At 33.7% G+C, this 22,811-nt stretch carries 22 protein-coding genes and 1 other annotated feature; all 22 genes read left to right on the forward strand.

Annotation, left to right across the window (positions count from 1 at the left end):
• Nucleotides 1–18 precede the first annotated feature (18 nt).
• The 22 genes from ABCP60_RS12325 (at nucleotide 19) to rpsJ (ending at nucleotide 22,736) form a co-directional block, all read left to right on the forward strand.
• Nucleotides 19–174, forward strand: coding sequence for a hypothetical protein (locus ABCP60_RS12325; RefSeq protein ID WP_092921754.1), 156 nt, complete (start codon nucleotides 19–21; stop codon nucleotides 172–174).
• A 137-nt stretch (nucleotides 175–311) separates the two neighbouring features.
• Nucleotides 312–1,709, forward strand: coding sequence for a cysteine--tRNA ligase (cysS, locus tag ABCP60_RS12330; RefSeq protein ID WP_343101835.1), 1,398 nt, complete (start codon nucleotides 312–314; stop codon nucleotides 1,707–1,709).
• A 2-nt stretch (nucleotides 1,710–1,711) separates the two neighbouring features.
• A complete protein-coding gene (locus tag ABCP60_RS12335; protein ID WP_195238536.1) occupies nucleotides 1,712–2,107 on the forward strand; it encodes a ribonuclease III domain-containing protein in 396 nt (131 codons plus the stop codon).
• A gap of 134 nt (nucleotides 2,108–2,241) precedes the next feature.
• Nucleotides 2,242–3,000: an FAD-dependent thymidylate synthase gene (thyX, locus tag ABCP60_RS12340; protein WP_092921760.1), complete on the forward strand. Its 759-nt coding sequence runs from the start codon at nucleotides 2,242–2,244 to the stop codon at nucleotides 2,998–3,000.
• A gap of 12 nt (nucleotides 3,001–3,012) precedes the next feature.
• Nucleotides 3,013–3,747 (forward strand): 23S rRNA (guanosine(2251)-2'-O)-methyltransferase RlmB, encoded by a 735-nt coding sequence (gene rlmB / locus ABCP60_RS12345; protein WP_176698623.1) that lies wholly within the window; start codon nucleotides 3,013–3,015, stop codon nucleotides 3,745–3,747.
• Between the two features lies 1 nt (nucleotide 3,748).
• Nucleotides 3,749–4,276 (forward strand): NYN domain-containing protein, encoded by a 528-nt coding sequence (locus ABCP60_RS12350; protein ID WP_092921764.1) that lies wholly within the window; start codon nucleotides 3,749–3,751, stop codon nucleotides 4,274–4,276.
• A 62-nt stretch (nucleotides 4,277–4,338) separates the two neighbouring features.
• Nucleotides 4,339–4,986 carry an RNA polymerase sporulation sigma factor SigH gene (gene sigH / locus ABCP60_RS12355; protein WP_176698624.1) on the forward strand — a complete coding sequence of 216 codons (648 nt, stop codon included), beginning with the start codon at nucleotides 4,339–4,341 and terminating at the stop codon, nucleotides 4,984–4,986.
• A 69-nt stretch (nucleotides 4,987–5,055) separates the two neighbouring features.
• Nucleotides 5,056–6,249 (forward strand): elongation factor Tu, encoded by a 1,194-nt coding sequence (gene tuf, locus ABCP60_RS12360; RefSeq protein WP_092921788.1) that lies wholly within the window; start codon nucleotides 5,056–5,058, stop codon nucleotides 6,247–6,249.
• A 219-nt stretch (nucleotides 6,250–6,468) separates the two neighbouring features.
• Complete coding sequence (gene rpmG / locus ABCP60_RS12365) at nucleotides 6,469–6,618, forward strand: 50S ribosomal protein L33 (RefSeq protein WP_092921766.1); 150 nt, start codon at nucleotides 6,469–6,471, stop codon at nucleotides 6,616–6,618.
• 22 nt (nucleotides 6,619–6,640) lie between these two features.
• Nucleotides 6,641–6,865: a preprotein translocase subunit SecE gene (secE, locus tag ABCP60_RS12370; protein WP_092921768.1), complete on the forward strand. Its 225-nt coding sequence runs from the start codon at nucleotides 6,641–6,643 to the stop codon at nucleotides 6,863–6,865.
• A 15-nt stretch (nucleotides 6,866–6,880) separates the two neighbouring features.
• Complete coding sequence (gene nusG / locus ABCP60_RS12375) at nucleotides 6,881–7,423, forward strand: transcription termination/antitermination protein NusG (RefSeq protein WP_092921769.1); 543 nt, start codon at nucleotides 6,881–6,883, stop codon at nucleotides 7,421–7,423.
• A gap of 36 nt (nucleotides 7,424–7,459) precedes the next feature.
• On the forward strand, nucleotides 7,460–7,885 hold the full coding sequence (rplK, locus tag ABCP60_RS12380) for a 50S ribosomal protein L11 (RefSeq protein WP_021121982.1): 426 nt from the start codon (nucleotides 7,460–7,462) through the stop codon (nucleotides 7,883–7,885).
• 76 nt (nucleotides 7,886–7,961) lie between these two features.
• The gene (gene rplA / locus ABCP60_RS12385; protein WP_092921771.1) at nucleotides 7,962–8,660 is read left to right on the forward strand and encodes a 50S ribosomal protein L1; all 699 of its coding nucleotides are present in this window, start codon (nucleotides 7,962–7,964) and stop codon (nucleotides 8,658–8,660) included.
• Nucleotides 8,661–8,712: 52 nt separating this feature from the next.
• Nucleotides 8,713–8,843: a sequence feature (ribosomal protein L10 leader region), on the forward strand.
• A gap of 46 nt (nucleotides 8,844–8,889) precedes the next feature.
• The gene (rplJ, locus tag ABCP60_RS12390) at nucleotides 8,890–9,393 is read left to right on the forward strand and encodes a 50S ribosomal protein L10 (protein ID WP_092921773.1); all 504 of its coding nucleotides are present in this window, start codon (nucleotides 8,890–8,892) and stop codon (nucleotides 9,391–9,393) included.
• 78 nt (nucleotides 9,394–9,471) lie between these two features.
• Nucleotides 9,472–9,834 (forward strand): 50S ribosomal protein L7/L12, encoded by a 363-nt coding sequence (gene rplL / locus ABCP60_RS12395; protein WP_092921776.1) that lies wholly within the window; start codon nucleotides 9,472–9,474, stop codon nucleotides 9,832–9,834.
• Between the two features lie 241 nt (nucleotides 9,835–10,075).
• Complete coding sequence (locus tag ABCP60_RS12400; RefSeq protein WP_092921778.1) at nucleotides 10,076–13,780, forward strand: DNA-directed RNA polymerase subunit beta; 3,705 nt, start codon at nucleotides 10,076–10,078, stop codon at nucleotides 13,778–13,780.
• Nucleotides 13,781–13,823: 43 nt separating this feature from the next.
• Nucleotides 13,824–17,312: a DNA-directed RNA polymerase subunit beta' gene (rpoC, locus tag ABCP60_RS12405; RefSeq protein WP_092921780.1), complete on the forward strand. Its 3,489-nt coding sequence runs from the start codon at nucleotides 13,824–13,826 to the stop codon at nucleotides 17,310–17,312.
• Between the two features lie 297 nt (nucleotides 17,313–17,609).
• On the forward strand, nucleotides 17,610–18,032 hold the full coding sequence (rpsL, locus tag ABCP60_RS12410; RefSeq protein ID WP_092921782.1) for a 30S ribosomal protein S12: 423 nt from the start codon (nucleotides 17,610–17,612) through the stop codon (nucleotides 18,030–18,032).
• 125 nt (nucleotides 18,033–18,157) lie between these two features.
• Nucleotides 18,158–18,628, forward strand: coding sequence for a 30S ribosomal protein S7 (gene rpsG, locus ABCP60_RS12415; protein WP_092921784.1), 471 nt, complete (start codon nucleotides 18,158–18,160; stop codon nucleotides 18,626–18,628).
• Nucleotides 18,629–18,677: 49 nt separating this feature from the next.
• Nucleotides 18,678–20,744 carry an elongation factor G gene (fusA, locus tag ABCP60_RS12420; protein ID WP_092921786.1) on the forward strand — a complete coding sequence of 689 codons (2,067 nt, stop codon included), beginning with the start codon at nucleotides 18,678–18,680 and terminating at the stop codon, nucleotides 20,742–20,744.
• An 81-nt stretch (nucleotides 20,745–20,825) separates the two neighbouring features.
• Nucleotides 20,826–22,019 carry an elongation factor Tu gene (gene tuf / locus ABCP60_RS12425; protein WP_092921788.1) on the forward strand — a complete coding sequence of 398 codons (1,194 nt, stop codon included), beginning with the start codon at nucleotides 20,826–20,828 and terminating at the stop codon, nucleotides 22,017–22,019.
• Between the two features lie 405 nt (nucleotides 22,020–22,424).
• The gene (gene rpsJ / locus ABCP60_RS12430; RefSeq protein WP_092921790.1) at nucleotides 22,425–22,736 is read left to right on the forward strand and encodes a 30S ribosomal protein S10; all 312 of its coding nucleotides are present in this window, start codon (nucleotides 22,425–22,427) and stop codon (nucleotides 22,734–22,736) included.
• The last annotated feature ends 75 nt before the right edge of the window (nucleotides 22,737–22,811 follow it).

A 22,811-nucleotide genomic window follows, 5' to 3' on the forward strand; every position in this document is an offset into this window, starting at 1 on the left:
ATACCAGGGAGGGTAACTATGTATAGTAATAATAAAGATGATATAAAAAAAGAGTTGAAAAGTTTATGTGTAGATTATGTTAACATACTAGAGAAGTTGAAAAAAGAAAAAATTATAAGTGAAGAAACTTATAATACTTGTTCTTTAAAAAAGATTTCATTTTTAGAAGAATAAGCCTATAATTTTTTACAATCAGATTTTTTTAAAATCATAAGGACATAATAGTAGTACTATTAATTGTAAAGAATTTAAACTATAATATAATATATAGATATTTAAGAAATAATATAACAATCAGTGAGGTGATAAGAGTGAAGTTATACAATACATTAACAAGAACAAAAGAAGAATTTGTTCCATTAGAAGAAGGAAAGGTAAAAATGTATGTGTGTGGACCTACAGTTTACAACTATATACATATAGGTAATGCTAGACCTTTTATAATGTTTGATACACTTAGAAGATATTTAGAATATAGAGGTTTTGATGTAACTTACGTTCAAAACTTTACAGATGTAGATGATAAAATAATAAAAAGAAGTCATGAAGAAAACATAACACCAGAAGAAGTGGCTAATAAATACATAAATGAGTATTTTGTTGATGCTGATGGATTAGGAATAAAAAGAGCAGATGTTCATCCTAGAGTAACAGATAACATACAACAAATAATAGATTTTGTTAAGGAATTAGAAGAAAAAGGATATGCTTATGAATCTAACGGAGATGTATACTTTGACACTAAAAAGTTTGAAGGATACGGAAAACTTTCTAAACAAAATCAAGACGATTTAGAAGCTGGAGCAAGAATAGAAGTTAATAGTCAAAAGAGACATCCAATGGATTTCGTTCTATGGAAGGCAAAAAAAGAAGGAGAACCAGGATGGGAAAGTCCATGGGGAGAAGGTAGACCAGGATGGCATATAGAATGTTCAGTTATGTCTAATAGATACTTAGGTGAGACTATAGATATACATGCTGGAGGTCAAGATTTAACATTCCCTCACCATGAAAATGAAATAGCTCAAAGTGAAGCTAGAAGTGGAAAAACTTTCTCTAATTATTGGGTACACAATGGATATATAAACATAAATAATGAAAAAATGAGTAAATCTCTAGGAAACTTCTTTACAGTAAGGGAGATATCTGAAAAATATGATTTAGAAATAGTAAGATTCTTCATGTTATCTGCGCATTACAGAAATCCAGTTAACTTCAGTGATGAAATGTTAGCACAAGCTAAAGCAGGACTTGAAAGACTTTACAATGCTAAAGAAAAATTAGAATTCACAATAGAAAACTTAAAAGAAGGTTCTTTAACTGAAGGTGAAAAGGATCTAGTATCTGAATTAAATAGCTACAGAGATAAGTTTATAAATGCTATGGAAGATGACTTAAATACAGCAGACGCAATAAGTGCTATATTTGAATTATCTAAGTTTATAAACACTAACGTAAATGAAAATTCTTCTTTAGAATTTGCTAAATTATGTCTAGATGAATTTAATGAATTAACTTCTGTATTAAATATAGTTAATAAGAAAAATGATGATATATTAGATGAAGAAATAGAAAATCTTATACAAAAAAGAGTAGATGCTAAGAAAAACAAAGATTATAAATTAGCAGATGAGATAAGACAAGAGTTACTAGAGAGAGGCATAATACTAGAAGATACTAGACAAGGAACTAAGTGGAAGAGAGCATAATTATGAATAGAACGGAATTAATAACAATGTCTCCATTAGTATTAGCCTATATAGGTGATACAATATATGAGTCATATATAAGAGAGTATCTAATAAGAAAGAACATCAATAAAAAGGTCAATGACCTTCACAAGTCAGCTATAAAGTATGTTAATGCTAAGGCACAGGCTACAGTAATGCATGAAATAGAAGAGGAATTAAGTGAAGATGAATTAAGAATCTACAAAAGAGGTAGAAATCAAAAATCTCATACTTCTCCTAAAAATGCAGATATTATAGACTATAAATGTGCAACTGGATTCGAAGCTTTAGTGGGATATTTGCATTTAGGTGGAGAGAAAGATAGGCTTGACTATATAGTTGAAAAAGGCATAAATATCATAGAAAAAAATATGTAAAGGTATTGTTAAAAACAATACCTTTTTATATATGAGTATATATACTTTATTATGATAGACAAAATAAATAAAAAAATATAATTTTAATATTGTATAATAAAAAATATGAATATTTTAAGGAAGAGGTTTTAGAGATGAAAGTAAAATTATTAGCACATACACCAGATCCAGAAAAGGTAATATCAATGGCTGCAAAGCTATGTTATTCAGCAGTAGGTGTGGATCAAATAGAAGAGAACCTAACAGATGAATCGGTGGATAGATTTTTAAATATGTTAATAAATATAGGGCATGAATCTCCATTAGAGCATGTATCATTTACATTTGCAGTTGAAGGAATATCAAGAGCTTGTTCTCATCAATTAGTTAGACATCGTATAGCAAGCTATTCACAACAAAGTCAAAGGTATGTCAAGTTAGATCAATTTGAATATATAATACCACCAGAGATAGAAGCAGTAAAAGAAGCTAAAGAAGTGTTTATACAAGCGATGGAAGAAGATCAAAAATCATATGATAAATTAGTGGATATATTATTTGATAAACATTATAATAAAATGATAAAAGATGGAAAAAATGAAAAAGAAGCTAAAAGACAAGCTGAAAAGAAAGCAATAGAAGATGCTAGATACGTATTCCCTAATGCATGTGAAACAAAAGTAGTATTTACTATGAATACAAGAAGTTTATATAATTTCTTAAATCATAGATGCTGTGAGAGGGCACAATGGGAAATAAGAGAGCTATCAATAGAAATGCTAAGACAATTAAAGCAAGTAGCTCCAATCTTATTTAACAATATAGGACCTAAATGTGTAAAAGGACCTTGCCCAGAAGGTAACATGACATGTGGTAATATAGTTCAGATAAGAGAAAAGTTTAAAAATTTATAGGCGGTGGAAGAATTGGCAAGTATAGAAGGTAGAAATCCTGTAATAGAAGCAATAAAAAATGGCAGAGAAATAGATAAGATAATGATAGCTAACTCTGCAAAAGAAGGATCAATAAAAAAAATAATAGCAATGGCTAAAGAGAAGAACATAATAGTTCAATATGTTGATAAGCATAAATTAGATGAAATTAGTACAAGTCACTCTCATCAAGGTGTAATAGCTCAAGTAAGTGAACTTAAGTATTGGGAATTAGATGATTTAATAGATAGCGTTAAAGAAAAAGGAGAAGATCCATTTTTTATAATACTAGATGAAATAACAGACCCTCACAATTTAGGTTCAATAATTAGAACAGCAGATGCAGTTGGAGCTCATGGGGTTATAATACCAAAAAGAAGATCAGTTCATGTTACTCCAGTAGTTGCTAAAGCATCAGCAGGAGCTGTAGAATATGTACCTATATGTAAGGTAACTAATATAGTTAATACAATAAAAAGATTAAAAGAAGAAGGTCTATGGATAGCAGCAGCTGATATGGATGGACAAGTATTCTATGAACAAAACCTTACAGGTGCATTAGGTCTTGTAATAGGAAGTGAAGGTTTTGGTATATCTAGATTAGTTAAACAAAACTGCGACTTCACTATAAAAATGCCTATGATAGGTAATGTTACATCACTAAATGCATCTGTAGCAGGTGGAATACTTCTTTATGAGATATTTAAACAAAGATCAGGTGTAAAATAAATTGAGAAGAAATGTAAAAAGTTATCTAATAATAGATGGTTACAATATAATAAACGCATGGGATGAGTTAAAGGACATTGCTCAAACAAGTCTAGAAAGTGCTAGGGAAAAATTAATAGACATAATAATCGAATATGCTGAATTTACAGGAAGAAAAGCTATAATAGTGTTTGATGCATATAATGTAAAACATAGTAGAGAAACTGTAGAAGACAGGAAATACATAACTGTGGTGTACACTAGAGAGCATCAAACCGCAGATAGCTACATAGAAAAATTTATAAGTACTCTTTCAAGATATGACGATATAAGAGTTGCTACAAATGATTATGCAGAGCAGCAAATTATTTTAGGAAAAGGAGCAACAAGAATATCTGCCAGAGAGTTAAAGTTAGACTTAGACAAAGCTAAGTCGAATATAAGGGAAAAAAACAGTAGTAACCAAAAAAAGATACAGCGAAATTGGTTAGAAGAAAGATTAGATAAAGAGACATTGTCGAAACTTGAGAACATTCGTAGAATGCATTGAAATTACTAAAATTATTCGCTTATAATATAGCTATGAAAATGTTTTTATTGGGGGAGATTTACATGTTCGTAGCTAATGACGAAAAATATGGGTTAATAGACAATTCGCAACAAGATGAGTACGAAATAGTATTAAAAGCGAGTAATGGGGATACAATAGCATTAGAATATATTATAAAAAAATATAAAAATTTCGTTAAAGCAAAAGCGAAATCATATTTTTTAATAGGGGCAGACAAAGAAGATATAATACAAGAAGGTATGATAGGTTTATACAAAGCAGTTAGAGATTTTGATGCTACTAAAACAAATTCTTTTAGAGGCTTTGCTGAAATATGCATAACTAGACAAATAATAACTGCTATAAAAACAGCAACTAGGCAAAAACATATACCTTTAAATTCCTACATATCATTAAATAAACCGATATATGATGAGGAGTCTGATAGAACTCTTTTAGATATAATAACAACAAGCATAGTTAGTGATCCAGAAGAGCTTATAATAAGTAAAGAGGAGCTAAAACACATTCAACGTAAGATGGATGAGCTTTTAAGTGATCTAGAACAAGAAGTATTAGAACTATACTTAAACGGTAAGTCTTATCAATATATAGCAGACAAGCTTGAAAGAGATGTAAAATCAATAGATAATGCTCTTCAAAGAGTCAAGAGAAAATTAGAAAAACATCTTGAAAACAGGAATAATTAATAGTAAAATACTTATCATAAGCTTAATGTAAGCTATAACTAATAATATAAAAACAGGAGGTATTTCAAAATGGCTAAAGCTAAATTTGAAAGAAATAAACCACATGTTAATATAGGAACTATAGGTCACGTTGACCACGGTAAAACTACATTAACAGCTGCAATAACAAAAACTTTATTCGATAGATATCAATTAGGAGAAGCAGTAGATTTCGCTAACATAGATAAAGCTCCAGAAGAAAGAGAAAGAGGAATCACAATATCAACTGCTCACGTTGAATACGAAACTCCAAACAGACACTACGCACACGTTGACTGTCCAGGACATGCTGACTACGTTAAGAACATGATAACAGGAGCAGCTCAAATGGATGGTGCTATATTAGTTTGTTCAGCAACTGATGGACCAATGCCTCAAACAAGAGAGCATATATTATTATCAAGACAAGTTGGTGTACCATACATAGTAGTATTCTTAAACAAGTGTGATATGGTAGACGACGAAGAATTATTAGAGTTAGTTGAAATGGAAGTTAGAGACTTATTAAATGAGTACGAATTCCCAGGAGATGACACTCCAATAGTAAGAGGATCTGCTTTAATGGCATTACAAGATTCTTCTTCAGAGTGGGGAGACAAAATAGTTGAATTATTCGAGCAAATAGACGAATATATACCAGCTCCAGAAAGAGATGTTGATAAAGACTTCTTAATGCCAGTAGAAGACGTATTCTCTATAACAGGTAGAGGAACAGTTGCTACAGGTAGAGTTGAAAGAGGAGTATTAAAGGTTCAAGACGAAGTTGAAATAGTAGGACTTGCTGACGAGCCAAGAAAAGTTGTAGTAACAGGAGTAGAAATGTTCAGAAAGTTATTAGACCAAGCACAAGCTGGAGATAACATAGGAGCATTAATAAGAGGTGTACAAAGAAATGAAATAGAAAGAGGACAAGTTATGGCTAAGCCAGGAACAGTTAAGCCTCACACTAAGTTCAATGCAGAAGTATACGTTCTTAAAAAAGAAGAAGGTGGAAGACATACTCCATTCTTCGATGGATACAGACCACAATTCTACTTCAGAACAACTGACGTAACAGGAACTTGTAAGTTACCAGAAGGTACAGAAATGGTTATGCCTGGAGATAACATACAAATGACTATAGAGTTAATAAACTCAATAGCAATAGAAGAAGGATTAAGATTCGCGATAAGAGAAGGTGGAAGAACAGTAGCATCAGGTGTTGTTGCTTCTATAATAGAGTAATCTTTTCTTAGGTGATTAATCTATAGATAAAAGAGGGGTTTTAACCCCCTCTTTTTTTAAAGAGAGAAACCACAAAAACATTGACACCACTATAATTTTGTGATAACTTATACAAGGTAATGATTCAGGAAGGTAATAATACCTCAATAAATAATTAAGGTGTTATATTATTATATATATATTAATTATTATTGCATAAAAAAGTTGGAGGTGTAGCAGATGAGAGTTAAAGTAACTTTAGCATGTACAGAGTGTAATCAAAGAAACTACAACACTACTAAGAACAAGAAAAACAACCCAGACAGAATAGAATTACAAAAATACTGTAGATTCTGTAAGAAGCACACTACTCACAAAGAAACAAAATAGTTTTTTATAAGGAGTGGATTAAATGGCTGCCCAAGCAAATCAAGGCGCAGGAACTAAGAAAAAGAGAACTGGTTTAGTATCTTATATAAAAGAAACAAAACAAGAACTTAGTAGAGTTTCATGGCCAAGTAGGAAAGAATTACTTAAAAATACAGGGGTAGTTTTAACTGTAGTTATTTCATCTACTATATTAGTGTGGGTTTTAGATAGTGTATTATCTGGTGCACTAGGGCTGATACTAAAATAGAAAAGGAGAATCAAAATGTCGGAATTACAAGAAGCAAGATGGTATGTTGCACATACTTATTCAGGACATGAGAATAAGGTTAAAGCTACGATAGAAAAAGCTGTAAAAACTAGAGGTATGGAAGACTACATAAAGCAAGTAGTTGTACCTACTGAAGATGTAGTTGAAACTACTAAAACAGGGAAAGAAAAAACTAGACAACGTAAGATATTTCCAGGTTATGTTCTAGTAAAAATGATAATCACTGATGAATCTTGGTATGTCGTAAGAAATACTAAGGGAGTTACTGGATTTGTTGGACCAGGGTCTAAGCCGGTACCATTAAGTGAAGATGAAGTACTAGCTATGGGCATAGAATTAACTGAACCTAAAATAGGTAACAGCGATATCGACTTAGAAATAGGAGATGCTGTTGAAGTTTCAAACGGGCCATTCGCTGGACAAGTAGGTACAGTTGAAGCGATAGACGTAGAAACTAAAGAAGTTAAAGTGTGCATAGATGCATTTGGAAAGAAGACTCTATTTGTTGTAGAGTCAGATAGTATAGAGAAATTATAATAGTTACTCAAATATAAAAATAAGGAGGTACGAAAAATGGCTAAAAAAGTTATAGGTCAAATAAAATTACAAATACCTGCAGGAAAGGCTACTCCAGCACCACCAGTTGGTCCAGCATTAGGACAACACGGTGTTAACATAATGGGATTCACAAAAGAATTCAATGCTAAGACTGCAGATCAAGCTGGAATGATAATACCAGTTGTTATAACTGTATACCAAGATAGATCATTCTCATTCATAACAAAAACTCCACCAGCTGCAGTATTATTAAAGAAAGCTGCTGGTTTAGATACTGCATCAGGAGAACCAAACAAGAAGAAGGTTGCTACTTTATCTTCAGCTAAGATAAGAGAAATAGCTGAATTAAAGATGCCTGACTTAAACGCTGCTTCAGTAGAATCTGCTATGAGAATGATAGCTGGTACTGCAAGAAGTATGGGAATCGTTGTAGAAGACTAATTTCAAATAAATTAGACACTTCTTTAAGAAGTGGGAGGTTTAAAAACCGAATATAACCACAAGGAGGAAAATAAAAATGGCTAAAAAAGCAAAGAAATATGTAGAAGCATTAAGCAAAGTAGACAGAGCTAAATTCTACGATGCTACAGAAGCTTTAGCATTAGTTAGTGAAATAGCTACTGCTAAGTTCGATGAGACTGTTGAAGCTCATATAAAATTAGGTGTTGACTCAAGACACGCTGATCAACAAGTTAGAGGTGCTGTAGTATTACCTCACGGAACTGGTAAAACTAAGAAAGTTTTAGTTTTCGCTAAAGGTGAAAAAGCTAAGGAAGCTGAACAAGCTGGAGCTGACTTTGTAGGAGCTGAAGAATTAGTTCAAAAAATACAAGGTGAAAACTGGTTTGATTTCGATATAGTTGTTGCTACTCCAGACATGATGGGTGTAGTTGGTAGATTAGGTAGAGTATTAGGACCTAAAGGTTTAATGCCAAACCCTAAATCAGGAACAGTTACATTTGATGTAGCTAAAGCTATAGATGAAATAAAAGCAGGTAAAGTTGAGTACAGATTAGACAAAACTAACATAATACACGTTCCAGTAGGAAAAGTATCATTTGGTGGAGAAAAGTTAGCTGAAAACTTTGCAACTTTAATGGAAGCAATAGTTAAAGCTAAGCCAGCTGCTGCTAAAGGACAATACTTAAGAAGTATAACAGTTGCATCTACTATGGGACCTGGAGTTAAAATAAACCCAGCTAAAATAGCAGAATAATAAAAACTGTTGACATGGCTAAACAAAAATGTTAATATAACATTTGTTGATATAAAAAAGAATAGATTTGCCGTAGACAGTAGGTGCTTAAGGGCTTAATATCCTACCGAGGTTTTAGATAAATTGAAATTACTAAAGCTTTTGTTGTCTACTTTTAGACACGAAAGCTTTTTTAAATGAGATTGCGGCGAATACTAAACCTAATCAGGTGAAGGAGGTGCACATCTAGATGAGAAAAGCTATAGAACTTAAATCACAAGTTGTGGCTGAAATAGTTGAAAAATTAGAAAAGTCATCTGCTGCTGTTGTTGTTGATTACAAAGGATTAACAGTTGAAGAGGTTACTGAACTAAGAAAGAAAATGAGAGAAGCTGGTGTTGAATACAAAGTATACAAAAACACTTTAGTTAGAAAAGCTGCTAAAGAAGTTGGTATAGAACAATTCAACGATGAATTATTAGTTGGAACTAATGCAATAGCTTTCGGATACGAAGACCCTGTTGCTCCAGCTAGAATATTAAAAGAATTCATGGATTCTCATCCAAAAATGCAATTAAAGATGGGTATAGTAGAAGGAGAATTCTACAACGAGTCTCAAATAGTTGAGTTCGCTAACATACCATCAAGAGAAGTTCTTCTTGCAAAATTACTTGGAAGCTTAAAAGCTCCAATGTCAAACTTCGCATACTTATTAGATGCAATGATAAAGAAACAAGAAGGTCAAGAAGCTTAATAAACATTAACCAAGAAAAAATTGGATTGGTTATATAATTAATTAAAAATTAACGAAAATAATTCGGAGGTGCTAAAAATGACAATAGAACAAATATTAGAAGCTATAGAAAATATGAAAGTTTTAGAATTAAATGAATTAGTTAAAGCTGCTGAAGAAAAATTCGGTGTATCTGCTTCAGCTCCAGTTATGATGGCTGGTGCAGTTGCTGGTGGAGCTGCTGAAGAAAAGACAGAATTCGACGTAGTATTAGCTAACGCTGGTTCTTCAAAAGTTGGAGTTATAAAAGCTGTTAGAGAAATAACTGGATTAGGATTAAAAGAAGCTAAGGAATTAGTTGACAACGCTCCTAAGACATTAAAAGAAGGAGTTTCTAAAGAAGAAGCTGACCAAATGAAAGAAAAATTAGAAGCTGCTGGAGCTTCAGTAGAAGTTAAGTAGTTTTCTTTTAAGAGGTGTCCTGTTTGGGGCACCTTTTTTGTTTTCTAAAAAAATATGTAAAAAATGAGAATTTTAGTTTAATATTTTGCGCATAATAAATAATGCATATTTTGTAGGATAAATTAAATGTAAAGAATAGAATAATATACATATTGAAAAATGCTTGACATTATGATAAAATTATTAGATGCGTTAGAATAAACTATGGTTTTATTTTTTATTATTGAGAGGTGAAAAGTGAATGCCACATCCTGTCACGATAGGTAAAAGAACTAGAATGAGCTTTTCTAAGATAAAAGAAATAGCTGATGTGCCAAATCTTATAGAATTACAAGTTGATTCTTATAAGTGGTTTATCGAAGATGGATTAAAAGAAGTTTTCGAAGACATATCTCCAATAGAAGATTACACAGGTAATCTTATATTAGAATTTGTTGATTACTCTTTAGACGATAAGCCTAAGTATGACATAGAAGAATGTAAAGATAGAGATGCCACATACTGTGCACCTCTAAAAGTTAAGGTTAGACTTATAAATAAGGAAACTGGGGAAATAAAAGAGCAAGAAGTATTTATGGGAGATTTCCCTTTAATGACAGAAAAAGGAACTTTCATAATAAATGGTGCTGAGAGAGTTATAGTAAGTCAGTTAGTTAGATCTCCTGGCGTTTACTATGCTTTAGAGAGAGATAAAACAGGTAAGAAGTTAATATCATCTACTGTAATCCCTAACAGAGGAGCATGGTTAGAATACGAAACAGATTCTAATGATGTAATATCTGTAAGAGTTGACAGAACTAGAAAGCAACCAGTAACAGTATTATTAAGAGCTCTAGGAATAGGTACGGATGCAGAAATAATCGAACTTCTTGGAGAAGATGAGAGATTAGCTGCAACATTAGAAAAAGATAATACTACTTCTGTTGAAGAAGGTTTAATTGAGATATACAAGAAGTTAAGACCGGGTGAACCACCAACAGTAGAAAGTGCATCATCATTATTAAATGCATTATTCTTTGATGCTAAGAGATATGACTTAGCAAAAGTAGGTAGATATAAGTTTAACAAAAAGCTTGCTCTATGCTACAGAATAATGAACAGAGTTTCAGCTGAAGATATAGTTAATCCAGAAACTGGAGAAGTATTTGTAAAAGCTGGAGAAAAAATAAGCTACGAAGTAGCTAAGGATATTCAAAATTCTGGAATAAACGTAGTTAGTTTATTACTAGATGATGAAAAGACTGCTAAGGTTATAGGTAATAACTTTGTTGATATAAAATCACATATAGAATTCAATATAGATGATTTAAATATAAAAGAAAAAGTTCATTACCCAACTTTAAAAGAGATAATGGATGAATATAGTGACGAAGAAGAAATAAAAGAAGCTATAAAATCTAGAATAAAAGAGCTTATACCAAAGCATATACTATTAGATGACATAATAGCATCTATAAACTACCAATTCAACTTATTCCATGAAATAGGTTACATAGATGATATAGATCATTTAGGTAACAGAAGAATAAGATCAGTTGGTGAGTTATTACAAAACCAAGTTAGAATAGGTTTATCTAGAATGGAAAGAGTTATAAAGGAAAGAATGACTGTTCAAGACATGGAAGCAATAACTCCTCAAGCTCTAGTTAACATAAGACCTGTTTCTGCTGCTATAAAAGAATTCTTCGGTAGTTCACAGTTATCTCAGTTCATGGATCAAACTAACCCATTATCTGAGTTAACACACAAGAGAAGATTATCTGCACTAGGACCAGGGGGTCTTTCAAGAGAAAGAGCTGGGTTCGAAGTTCGTGACGTTCATCATTCTCACTACGGAAGAATGTGTCCTATAGAGACACCAGAAGGACCAAACATCGGTCTTATAAACTCATTAGGTACTTATGCTAAGATAAATGAATTTGGTTTCATAGAATCTCCTTATAGAAAAGTAGATAAGGAAAATGGTAGAGTAACTGATGAGATACATTACTTAACAGCTGATGAAGAAGATTTATTCATAAGAGCTCAGGCTAATGAACCATTAGAAGAAGATGGAACATTCATAAATAAGAGATTAGTATGTAGAACTAAAAATGGTGCTGTTGAACTAGTTCCAGTATCAAGAGTTGACTACATGGATATATCTCCAAAGCAAGTTGTTTCTATAGCAACTGCAATGATACCATTCTTAGAAAATGACGATGCCAACCGTGCGCTGATGGGATCGAACATGCAACGTCAAGCAGTACCTCTAGTGAGAAGAGAAGCTCCAATCATAGGTACAGGGGTTGAGTACAGAGCTGCTAAAGACTCTGGAGCAGTTGTTGTTGCTAAGAACTCTGGTATAGCTGATAGAGTTACAGCTGATGAAATAATAATTAAAAGAGAAGATGGAAACAAAGATAGATATAAATTACTTAAGTTTAAGCGTTCAAACCAAGGTACTTGTATAAATCAAACTCCTATAATAAATAAAGGAGATAAGATAGAAAAAGGTGATGTTATAGCTGACGGACCTTCAACAGATCTTGGAGAAGTAGCATTAGGAAGAAACTGCTTCATAGCGTTCATGACTTGGGAAGGTTATAACTACGAAGATGCCATCTTAATAAATGAAAGATTAGTTAAAGAAGATAGATTATCAACAATTCATATAGAAGAATATGAATGTGAAGCTAGAGATACTAAGTTAGGACCTGAAGAAATAACTAGAGATATACCTAACGTTGGAGAAAGTGCTATAAAGAACTTAGACGAAAGAGGTATAATCAGAATAGGTGCTGAAGTAGATTCTGGAGATATATTAGTTGGTAAAGTAACTCCAAAAGGAGAAACTGAGCTTACTGCAGAAGAAAGATTACTTCGTGCTATATTCGGAGAAAAAGCTAGAGAAGTTAGAGATACTTCACTTAAGGTTCCTCATGGAGAATCTGGTATAATAGTTGATGTTAAAGTGTTCACTAGAGAAAATGGTGACGATTTATCTCCAGGTGTTAATGAATTAGTTAGATGTTATATAGCTAAGAAGAGAAAGATAACTGTTGGGGATAAAATGGCCGGACGTCATGGTAATAAAGGGGTTATATCTAGAATCTTACCAGAAGAAGATATGCCATTCATGCCAGACGGAACACCATTAGATATAGTTCTTAACCCACAAGGTATACCATCTCGTATGAACATCGGACAGGTTCTTGAAGTTCATTTAGGTCTTGCTGCTAAGGCTTTAGGATGGCATGTTGCTACATCAGTATTTGATGGTGCAAAAGAGCCAGATATAAGAAAAGCATTAGTTGAAGCTGGATACCCAGAAGATGGAAAAATAACTTTATATGATGGTAGAACAGGTGATACTTTCGATAACCCAATAACAGTTGGATACATGTACATGTTAAAACTACATCACTTAGTTGATGATAAGTTACATGCTAGAAGTACAGGACCATACTCATTAGTAACTCAACAACCACTAGGTGGTAAAGCACAATTCGGTGGACAAAGATTCGGTGAGATGGAGGTTTGGGCTCTAGAAGCATACGGAGCTGCTCATATACTTCAAGAAATACTTACTGTTAAATCTGACGACGTTGTAGGACGTGTTAGAGCATACGAAGCAATCGTAAAAGGTGAAAATATACCTGAACCAGGAATACCAGAATCATTCAAGGTTCTTATAAAAGAACTTCAAAGTTTATGCTTAGATGTAAAGGTATTAACTGATGAAGATCAAGAAATAGAAGTCAGAGAATCACTAGATGTAGAAGAAACTACTGGTGAATTTGAATTAGATATAATAGAAAATGTTAAAGAAATGGAAGATGACCATATAATAGAAGAAATCGAAGAAGAAGATTTCGAGAATGGTGATATGGATAACATTGAATTTGAAGAAGACATAGTTTATGATGAAATAGACTATGATGATACAGAAGACTTTGATGTATAATATTTTTATTAATGTAAATATCAAATAGAAGGGAGAGAACTCCTTGTTTGAATTAAACAATTTTGAGTCGATAAAGATAGCACTAGCTTCTCCAGAGAAAATAAGACAATGGTCTAGAGGAGAAGTAAAAAAGCCTGAAACTATAAACTACCGTACACTAAAACCAGAAAAAGATGGTCTTTTCTGTGAAAGAATATTTGGACCTCAAAAAGACTGGGAATGTCACTGTGGTAAATACAGAAGAGTAAGATACAAAGGTGTAGTTTGTGATAGATGTGGAGTAGAAGTTACTAAAGCTAAAGTAAGAAGAGAAAGAATGGGACATATAGAGCTAGCAGCTCCTATGTCTCATATCTGGTACTTCAAAGGGATACCAAGTAGAATGGGACTTTTACTTGATATGTCTCCTAGATCTTTAGAGAAGATACTATACTTTGCTTCATACGTAGTAGTTGATCCAGGAGAAACTGGATTAAATGCTAAGCAATTATTAACAGAAAAAGAATACAGAACTGCAGTTGATAAGTATGGATACAATACTTTTACAGTAGGTATGGGTGCTGAAGCTGTAAAACAATTATTACAAAATATTGATTTAGAGCAAGAAAGCAAAGAGTTAAGAGCTGACCTTAAGGACAGCACTGGACAAAAGAGAGTTAGAACTATAAGAAGATTAGAAGTTGTGGAAGCATTCAGAAAGTCAGGAAACAAGCCTGAGTGGATGATATTAGATGCTATTCCAGTAATACCACCAGATTTAAGACCAATGGTACAACTTGATGGTGGAAGATTTGCAACTTCTGACCTAAATGATTTATACAGAAGAGTTATAAATAGAAATAACAGATTAAAGAGATTATTAGAACTTGGAGCTCCTGACATAATCGTTAGAAATGAAAAGAGAATGCTTCAAGAAGCTGTAGATGCTTTAATCGACAATGGTAGAAGAGGTAGACCTGTAACAGGACCTGGTAATAGACCACTTAAGTCTTTATCAGACATGCTAAAAGGTAAGCAAGGACGTTTCCGTCAAAACTTACTTGGTAAGCGTGTTGACTACTCAGGACGTTCAGTTATAGTTGTTGGACCAGAACTTAAATTCTATCAATGTGGTCTTCCAAAGAAAATGGCCCTTGAATTATTCAAGCCATTCGTTATGGATAGATTAGTTAAAGAAGGTTATGCACACAACATAAAGAGTGCAAAAACTATAGTAGAAAAAGTTAAGCCAGAAGTTTGGGATGTTTTAGAAGAAGTTATAAAGAGTCATCCAGTTCTACTTAACCGTGCTCCTACTCTACACAGACTTGGTATACAAGCATTTGAACCTGTATTAGTAGAAGGTAAAGCAATAAAACTACATCCACTAGTATGTACAGCGTACAACGCTGACTTCGACGGTGACCAGATGGCGGTTCACGTTCCTTTATCAGTAGAAGCACAAGCAGAAGCAAGATTCTTAATGCTATCTGTAAACAACATACTTGCACCTAAAGATGGTACACCAATAACTACTCCTTCTCAGGATATGGTTCTAGGTTGTTACTACTTAACAATAGAAGACCAAGGTGGAGAAAAAGGAACAGGTACAATATTTAAAGATTACAATGAAATGTTACTTGCTTATGAGAATAAAGCGGTTGAATTACATTCATTAGTAAAGATGAGAGTTGTACTTGAAGATGGAAGAAGTTCTTTAGTTGAAAGTACAGTAGGTAGATTTATATTCAATGAAAATATACCTCAAGACTTAGGATTTGTTGATAGAGAGAAAGATCCATTTGGATTAGAAGTTGATTTCTTAGTTGACAAAAAATCTCTAGGTAAAATAATAGATAAGTGTTTCAGAAGACATGGAAACACTAGAACAGCTATGATGTTAGACCACATAAAATCTTTAGGATTTAAATTCTCTACTAGAGGTGGTATAACAGTTGCCGTTGCAGATATGAAGATACCTGAAGAGAAGAAGGATCATATAGCAGCTGCAGAAGAAAAAGTTGATAAATATGAAAAAGCATATAGAAGAGGTCTTATATCTGACGAAGAAAGATATGAAAGAGTTATAGAAACTTGGACAGAGACTACTGAAAAAGTTACAGATGCTCTTATGTCAGGTCTAGAAAGACTTAATAATATATTCATAATGGCTCACTCTGGAGCCAGAGGTTCTAAGAACCAGATAAGACAGTTAGCTGGTATGCGTGGTCTGATGGCCAATGCATCTGGTAAAACAGTTGAAGTTCCAGTTAAATCTAACTTCCGTGAAGGGTTAACAGTAATGGAATACTTCACATCATCACATGGTGCTAGAAAAGGTCTTGCCGATACAGCGCTTCGTACAGCCGATTCAGGTTACTTAACAAGAAGACTTGTTGATGTCAGTCAAGATGTTATAGTAAGAGAAATAGACTGTGGAACTAGTGATGTAACAGAAGTTACTGCAATAAAAGATGGAAACGAAGTAATAGAAGAACTATACGATAGAATTGTTGGAAGATATACTATAGCTCCTATAGTAAATCCTACAACTGGTGAAGTTATAGTTGAAGCTGATGCTATGATACAAGAAGCTGATGCTGATAGAATAGTTGAAGCTGGAATAGAAAAAGTTGAAATAAGAACAGTTCTTAACTGTAAGACAAACCACGGAGTTTGTTCTAAGTGTTATGGTAGAAACCTTGCAACAGGTAAGGAAGTAAACATAGGTGAAGCTGTAGGTATAATAGCTGCTCAATCAATCGGGGAGCCAGGAACACAGCTTACAATGCGTACATTCCATACAGGTGGGGTTGCCGGTGGAGATATAACTCAAGGTCTTCCAAGGGTTGAGGAATTATTCGAAGCCAGAAAACCAAAAGGTTTAGCAGTTATAACAGAAGTTGCTGGTAGAGTTGAAATAGATGAAACTGGTAAGAGAAAAGAAGTAGCTGTAATACCACAAGAAGGAGAAACTCAAGTATACGCAATACCTTACGGATCGAGAATAAGAGTTAAGCAAGGTCAAATGGTTGAAGCAGGAGATCCATTAACTCAAGGTTCTATAAATCCACACGATATAGTAAGAGTACAAGGTATAAGTGGAGTTCAAAACTATATAGTTAAAGAAGTTCAAAGAGTTTATAGAATGCAAGGGGTTGACGTTAACGATAAGCATATAGAAGTTATAGTTAGACAAATGCTATCTAAAGTTAAGGTTGAAGATCCAGGAGATACAGAATTATTACCAGGTGGTTATGAAGATGTATTAACATTCAATAAATGTAATGAAGAAGCTATTGCTAACGGTTTAAGACCAGCAGTTGCTAAGAGAACTTTACTTGGTATAACTAAAGCTTCTCTTGCTACAGAATCATTCTTATCTGCAGCTTCATTCCAAGAAACAACAAGAGTTCTTACTGAAGCAGCTATAAAAGGTAAGGAAGATCACTTAATAGGTCTTAAAGAGAATGTTATAATAGGTAAATTAATACCAGCAGGAACAGGTATGAAGAGATACAAGAACATAGCTGTTGAAAAAATTGAAGAGTAAGCTTGAACTAGCCGATTAATAGCTAGAAAGTAACTTGACAGTAATTATGTCTGGTGATAAAATGTTAAAGTGTGCAATTGAAAGTTATCTAAGAGCTTATGGCTCTTAGAGTTTTCAATTGGACTTTATATAATTAAAGAACTAGCAGCACCAAACTGCAAAGAGCTAAAACCACAGGAATGTGAGTTAATAGACATTTAATTGTGAGTAACGTAAGTTACTATGAATCAATATGCTTTCATATTGATGTAGTTGGCGGTCATTAAGATCGAAAATTTGGAAAAGGAGGTGCAGATGATGCCAACAATTAACCAATTAGTTCGTAAAAGAAGACAAGCAATAGAAAAGAAATCTACTGCTCCAGCATTACAAAAAGGGTACGATTCTTTACACAAGAAATCTACTAACACAAGTTCACCACAAAAAAGAGGAGTTTGTACTTCAGTTAAAACAGTAACTCCTAAGAAACCTAACTCAGCTTTAAGAAAAGTTGCCAGAGTTAGATTAACAAACGGAATAGAAGTTTCTGCTTATATACCAGGTGAAGGACACAACTTACAAGAGCATAGTGTTGTTCTTATAAGAGGAGGAAGAGTAAAAGACCTTCCAGGGGTTAGATACCACATATTAAGAGGTACATTAGATACTGCAGGTGTTGATAAGAGAATGCAAGCAAGATCTAAGTACGGTGCTAAGAGACCTAAAGCTGCAAAGAAATAGTAAAAATTAACAATTGATTATAGTGCGGTGCTTTAAATATATATAGATATTTATGGCATCACGGCATATTATGATGTCGAGTACCTATGATTTAATAATATCAAATAATTAAGGAGGGAAGCAAAATGCCAAGAAAAGGTAATGTTCCAAAGAGAGAAGTATTAGCTGATCCAATGTATGGAAGTAAAGTTGTTACTAAGTTAATAAACAATTTAATGATAGATGGAAAAAAAGGAAAAGCTCAAACAATAGTATATGATGCTTTTGCTTTAGTAGCTGAAAGAACAGGAGAAGAAGCCATAGAAGTATTCAACAGAGCTATGGATAACATAATGCCTGTTTTAGAAGTTAAAGCTAGAAGAGTTGGTGGAGCTAACTACCAAGTTCCAGTTGAAGTTAGACCAGAAAGAAGACAAACTTTAGGTTTAAGATGGTTAGTAAACTACACTAGAGCTCGTGGAGAAAAAGGAATGGTTGAAAAGTTAGCGAAAGAAATAATGGACGCTGCAAACAACACAGGAGCTTCAGTAAAGAAGAAAGAAGATACTCATAAGATGGCAGAGGCTAATAAAGCATTTGCTCACTACAGATTCTAATAGTAGGATATAAAGATACCTTTTAAGGGATATCGTAAGGAGGAGAACCATGGCTAGAAAGTTTCCTTTAGAAAGAACTAGAAATATAGGAATCATGGCTCATATAGATGCAGGAAAAACTACTACTACAGAAAGAATCCTATTCTATACAGGGCAAACACATAAAATAGGAGAAACTCACGAAGGAGCTTCTCAAATGGACTGGATGGAGCAAGAGAAGGAAAGAGGTATAACAATAACTTCTGCCGCTACTACTGCTGCATGGAGAGACCATAGAATAAACATAATAGATACACCAGGACACGTCGACTTCACAGTTGAGGTTGAAAGATCTCTAAGAGTTCTTGACGGTTCAGTTGCTGTATTCTGTGCTAAAGGTGGGGTTGAACCTCAATCTGAGAACGTATGGAGACAAGCTGATAACTACGGTGTACCTAGAATAGCATTCGTAAATAAAATGGACATCATGGGTGCAGACTTCTTTAACGTTGTATCAATGATGAGAGAAAGATTAAATGCAAATGCTGTACCAATGCAATTACCAATAGGTAAAGAAGATTGGTTAGAAGGTGAAGTTGACTTATTAGAAATGAAAGCTCATATCTATAAAGACGACTTAGGAAAAGAAATAGAAATAACTGAAATACCAGAAGATATGAAAGAATTAGCTCAAGAGTGGAGAGAAAAAATGGTTGAAGCAGTAGCTGAAACTGATGAAGATCTAATGATGAAATATCTTGAAGGTGAAGAGCCAACTATAGAAGAGTTAAAAACTGCTATAAGAAAGGCTACTATAGCTTGTGAAATGAACCCAGTATTCTGTGGATCTGCTTACAAGAACAAAGGTGTTCAGTTATTATTAGATGCAGTTGTTGATTATTTACCAGCTCCAACTGATATAGCTGCTATAAAAGGTATATTAGAAAATGGTGAAGAAGCAGAAAGACACTCATCTGATGAAGAACCATTCTCAGCTTTAGCATTCAAAATAATGACTGACCCATTCGTTGGTAAGTTAGCATTCTTCAGAGTTTACTCTGGAATAATGCAAGGTGGATCATACGTACTAAACTCTACTAAAGGTAAGAGAGAAAGAATAGGACGTATACTACAAATGCATGCTAATACAAGAGAAGAAATAACAGAAGTATACGCAGGAGACATAGCTGCAGCAGTAGGATTAAAAGATACTACTACTGGAGATACTTTATGTGATCCAGCTAATCCAATAATACTTGAATCTATGGAATTCCCTGAGCCAGTTATATCTGTTGCTATAGAGCCTAAGTCTAAAGCAGCTCAAGAAAAGATGGGTATAGCTCTTCAAAAATTAGCTGAAGAGGATCCAACTTTCAGAGTTAAGACTGATGAAGAAACAGGACAAACTATAATATCTGGTATGGGTGAATTACACTTAGAGATAATAGTTGATAGATTATTAAGAGAATTCAAAGTTGAAGCTAACGTTGGTGCTCCACAAGTTGCTTACAGAGAAACTATAACTCAACCAGTAGATGTTGAATACAAGTACTCTAAGCAATCAGGAGGTAGAGGACAATACGGACACGTTAAGATCAGAGTTAATCCTCAAGAGCCAGGTGCTGGTTACAAGTTTGAAAACAAAACTGTTGGTGGATCTGTTCCTAAGGAATATGTTGGACCAACTGATGCAGGTATACAAGGTGCAATGCAATCTGGTATAGTTGCTGGATACCCAGTTGTTGACGTTGCTGTTGAATTATACGATGGTTCTTACCATGAAGTCGATTCATCAGAAATGGCATTCAAGATGGCTGGTTCTATGGCTATGAAGGAAGCTATGAAGAAAGGTAATGCAGTATTACTTGAGCCTTACTTCAAAGTTGAAGTTGTTACTCCAGAAGAGTACATGGGAGATGTTATGGGTGGATTAAACTCTAAGAGAGGTTTAATACAAGGTATGGAAGCTAGATCTGGTGCACAAGTTATAAATGCATTCGTTCCACTTTCAGAAATGTTTGGATACTCTACTGAGTTAAGATCATCTACTCAAGGTCGTGCAACATACACAATGATATTCGACCACTACGAGCAAGTTCCAGCTTCAGTTGCTAAGAAAATAGCTGAAGGAAAATAATAATTTTTTTAAAAATAAGTATAATAAGTAAGACGAGGTTACCTCGTCTTACATAAAATATATATAGGGAGGTATTTCAAAATGGCTAAAGCTAAATTTGAAAGAAATAAGCCGCACGTTAATATAGGAACTATAGGACACGTTGACCACGGTAAAACTACATTAACAGCTGCAATAACAAAAACTTTATTCGATAGATATCAATTAGGAGAAGCAGTAGATTTCGCTAACATAGATAAAGCTCCAGAAGAAAGAGAAAGAGGAATCACAATATCAACTGCTCACGTTGAATACGAAACTCCAAACAGACACTACGCACACGTTGACTGTCCAGGACATGCTGACTACGTTAAGAACATGATAACAGGAGCAGCTCAAATGGATGGTGCTATATTAGTTTGTTCAGCAACTGATGGACCAATGCCTCAAACAAGAGAGCATATATTATTATCAAGACAAGTTGGTGTACCATACATAGTAGTATTCTTAAACAAGTGTGATATGGTAGACGACGAAGAATTATTAGAGTTAGTTGAAATGGAAGTTAGAGACTTATTAAATGAGTACGAATTCCCAGGAGATGACACTCCAATAGTAAGAGGATCTGCTTTAATGGCATTACAAGATTCTTCTTCAGAGTGGGGAGACAAAATAGTTGAATTATTCGAGCAAATAGACGAATATATACCAGCTCCAGAAAGAGACGTTGACAAAGACTTCTTAATGCCAGTAGAAGACGTATTCTCTATAACAGGTAGAGGAACAGTTGCTACAGGTAGAGTTGAAAGAGGAGTATTAAAGGTTCAAGACGAAGTTGAAATAGTAGGACTTGCTGACGAGCCAAGAAAAGTTGTAGTAACAGGAGTAGAAATGTTCAGAAAGTTATTAGACCAAGCACAAGCTGGAGATAACATAGGAGCATTAATAAGAGGTGTACAAAGAAATGAAATAGAAAGAGGACAAGTTATGGCTAAGCCAGGAACAGTTAAGCCTCACACTAAGTTCAATGCAGAAGTATACGTTCTTAAAAAAGAAGAAGGTGGAAGACATACTCCATTCTTCGATGGATACAGACCACAATTCTACTTCAGAACAACTGACGTAACAGGAACTTGTAAGTTACCAGAAGGTACAGAAATGGTTATGCCTGGAGATAACATACAAATGACTATAGAGTTAATAAACTCAATAGCAATAGAAGAAGGATTAAGATTCGCAATAAGAGAAGGTGGAAGAACAGTAGCATCAGGTGTTGTTGCTTCTATAATAGAGTAATCTTTTCTTAAGTGATTAATCTATATATAAAGGGGGAGCTTGCTCCCTCTTTTTTGATATAAGTAATAAAAATGAAATAAAGTGATAAAATGCTAGTTATATTTATTTGACAATGGAGACAAAATTTTATATACTAAATGAGTGCCTTGGAAAAGGACACAAATCGAGTTTGTTCCTAAGTTTTACATAAAAAAATAAACTTTGTAAAATTATAAAAAAAACTTGAAAAATAGTAAAAAATGATTTAAAATATAATAGTGTGCTTGAGAGATACGAAAATATAAACTAAATCTTAGTTAAGGGCGACCGACTGTCGAGTGAAAAAACACAACACACCCGGAAGTGTGTATCGGCATAAGTCGTGCGTAACTAAAAGATAACGTGCGATAAAGGAGGGAAAATACAATGGCTAAAAATGAACAAATAAGAATAAGATTAAAGTCATATGATCACAAATTATTAGATTTTTCAGCTGCTAAAATAGTTGAAACTGCTAAGAAAGCTGGATCACAAGTTTCAGGACCTGTGCCACTACCAACAGAAAAGCAAGTAGTAACTATATTAAGAGCTGTTCATAAGTACAAAGACTCTAGAGAGCAATTCGAAATAAGAACTCACAAGAGATTAATAGACATAGCTAACCCAACACCTAAGACAGTTGACTCATTAATGAGATTAGACTTACCAGCTGGTGTTGATATAGAAATAAAGTTATAATAGCAACCTAAGATACTTATCCTATAAGGTAACTATCTTAGAATGATTATACAATAGTATAATCCGCTGTAAGAT

Source organism: Romboutsia sp. MSSM.1001216sp_RTP31141st1_G3_RTP31141_220114, from assembly GCF_039031195.1.
In the GTDB taxonomy this organism is placed as follows: Bacteria; Bacillota; Clostridia; order Peptostreptococcales; family Peptostreptococcaceae; genus Romboutsia_C; species Romboutsia_C hominis.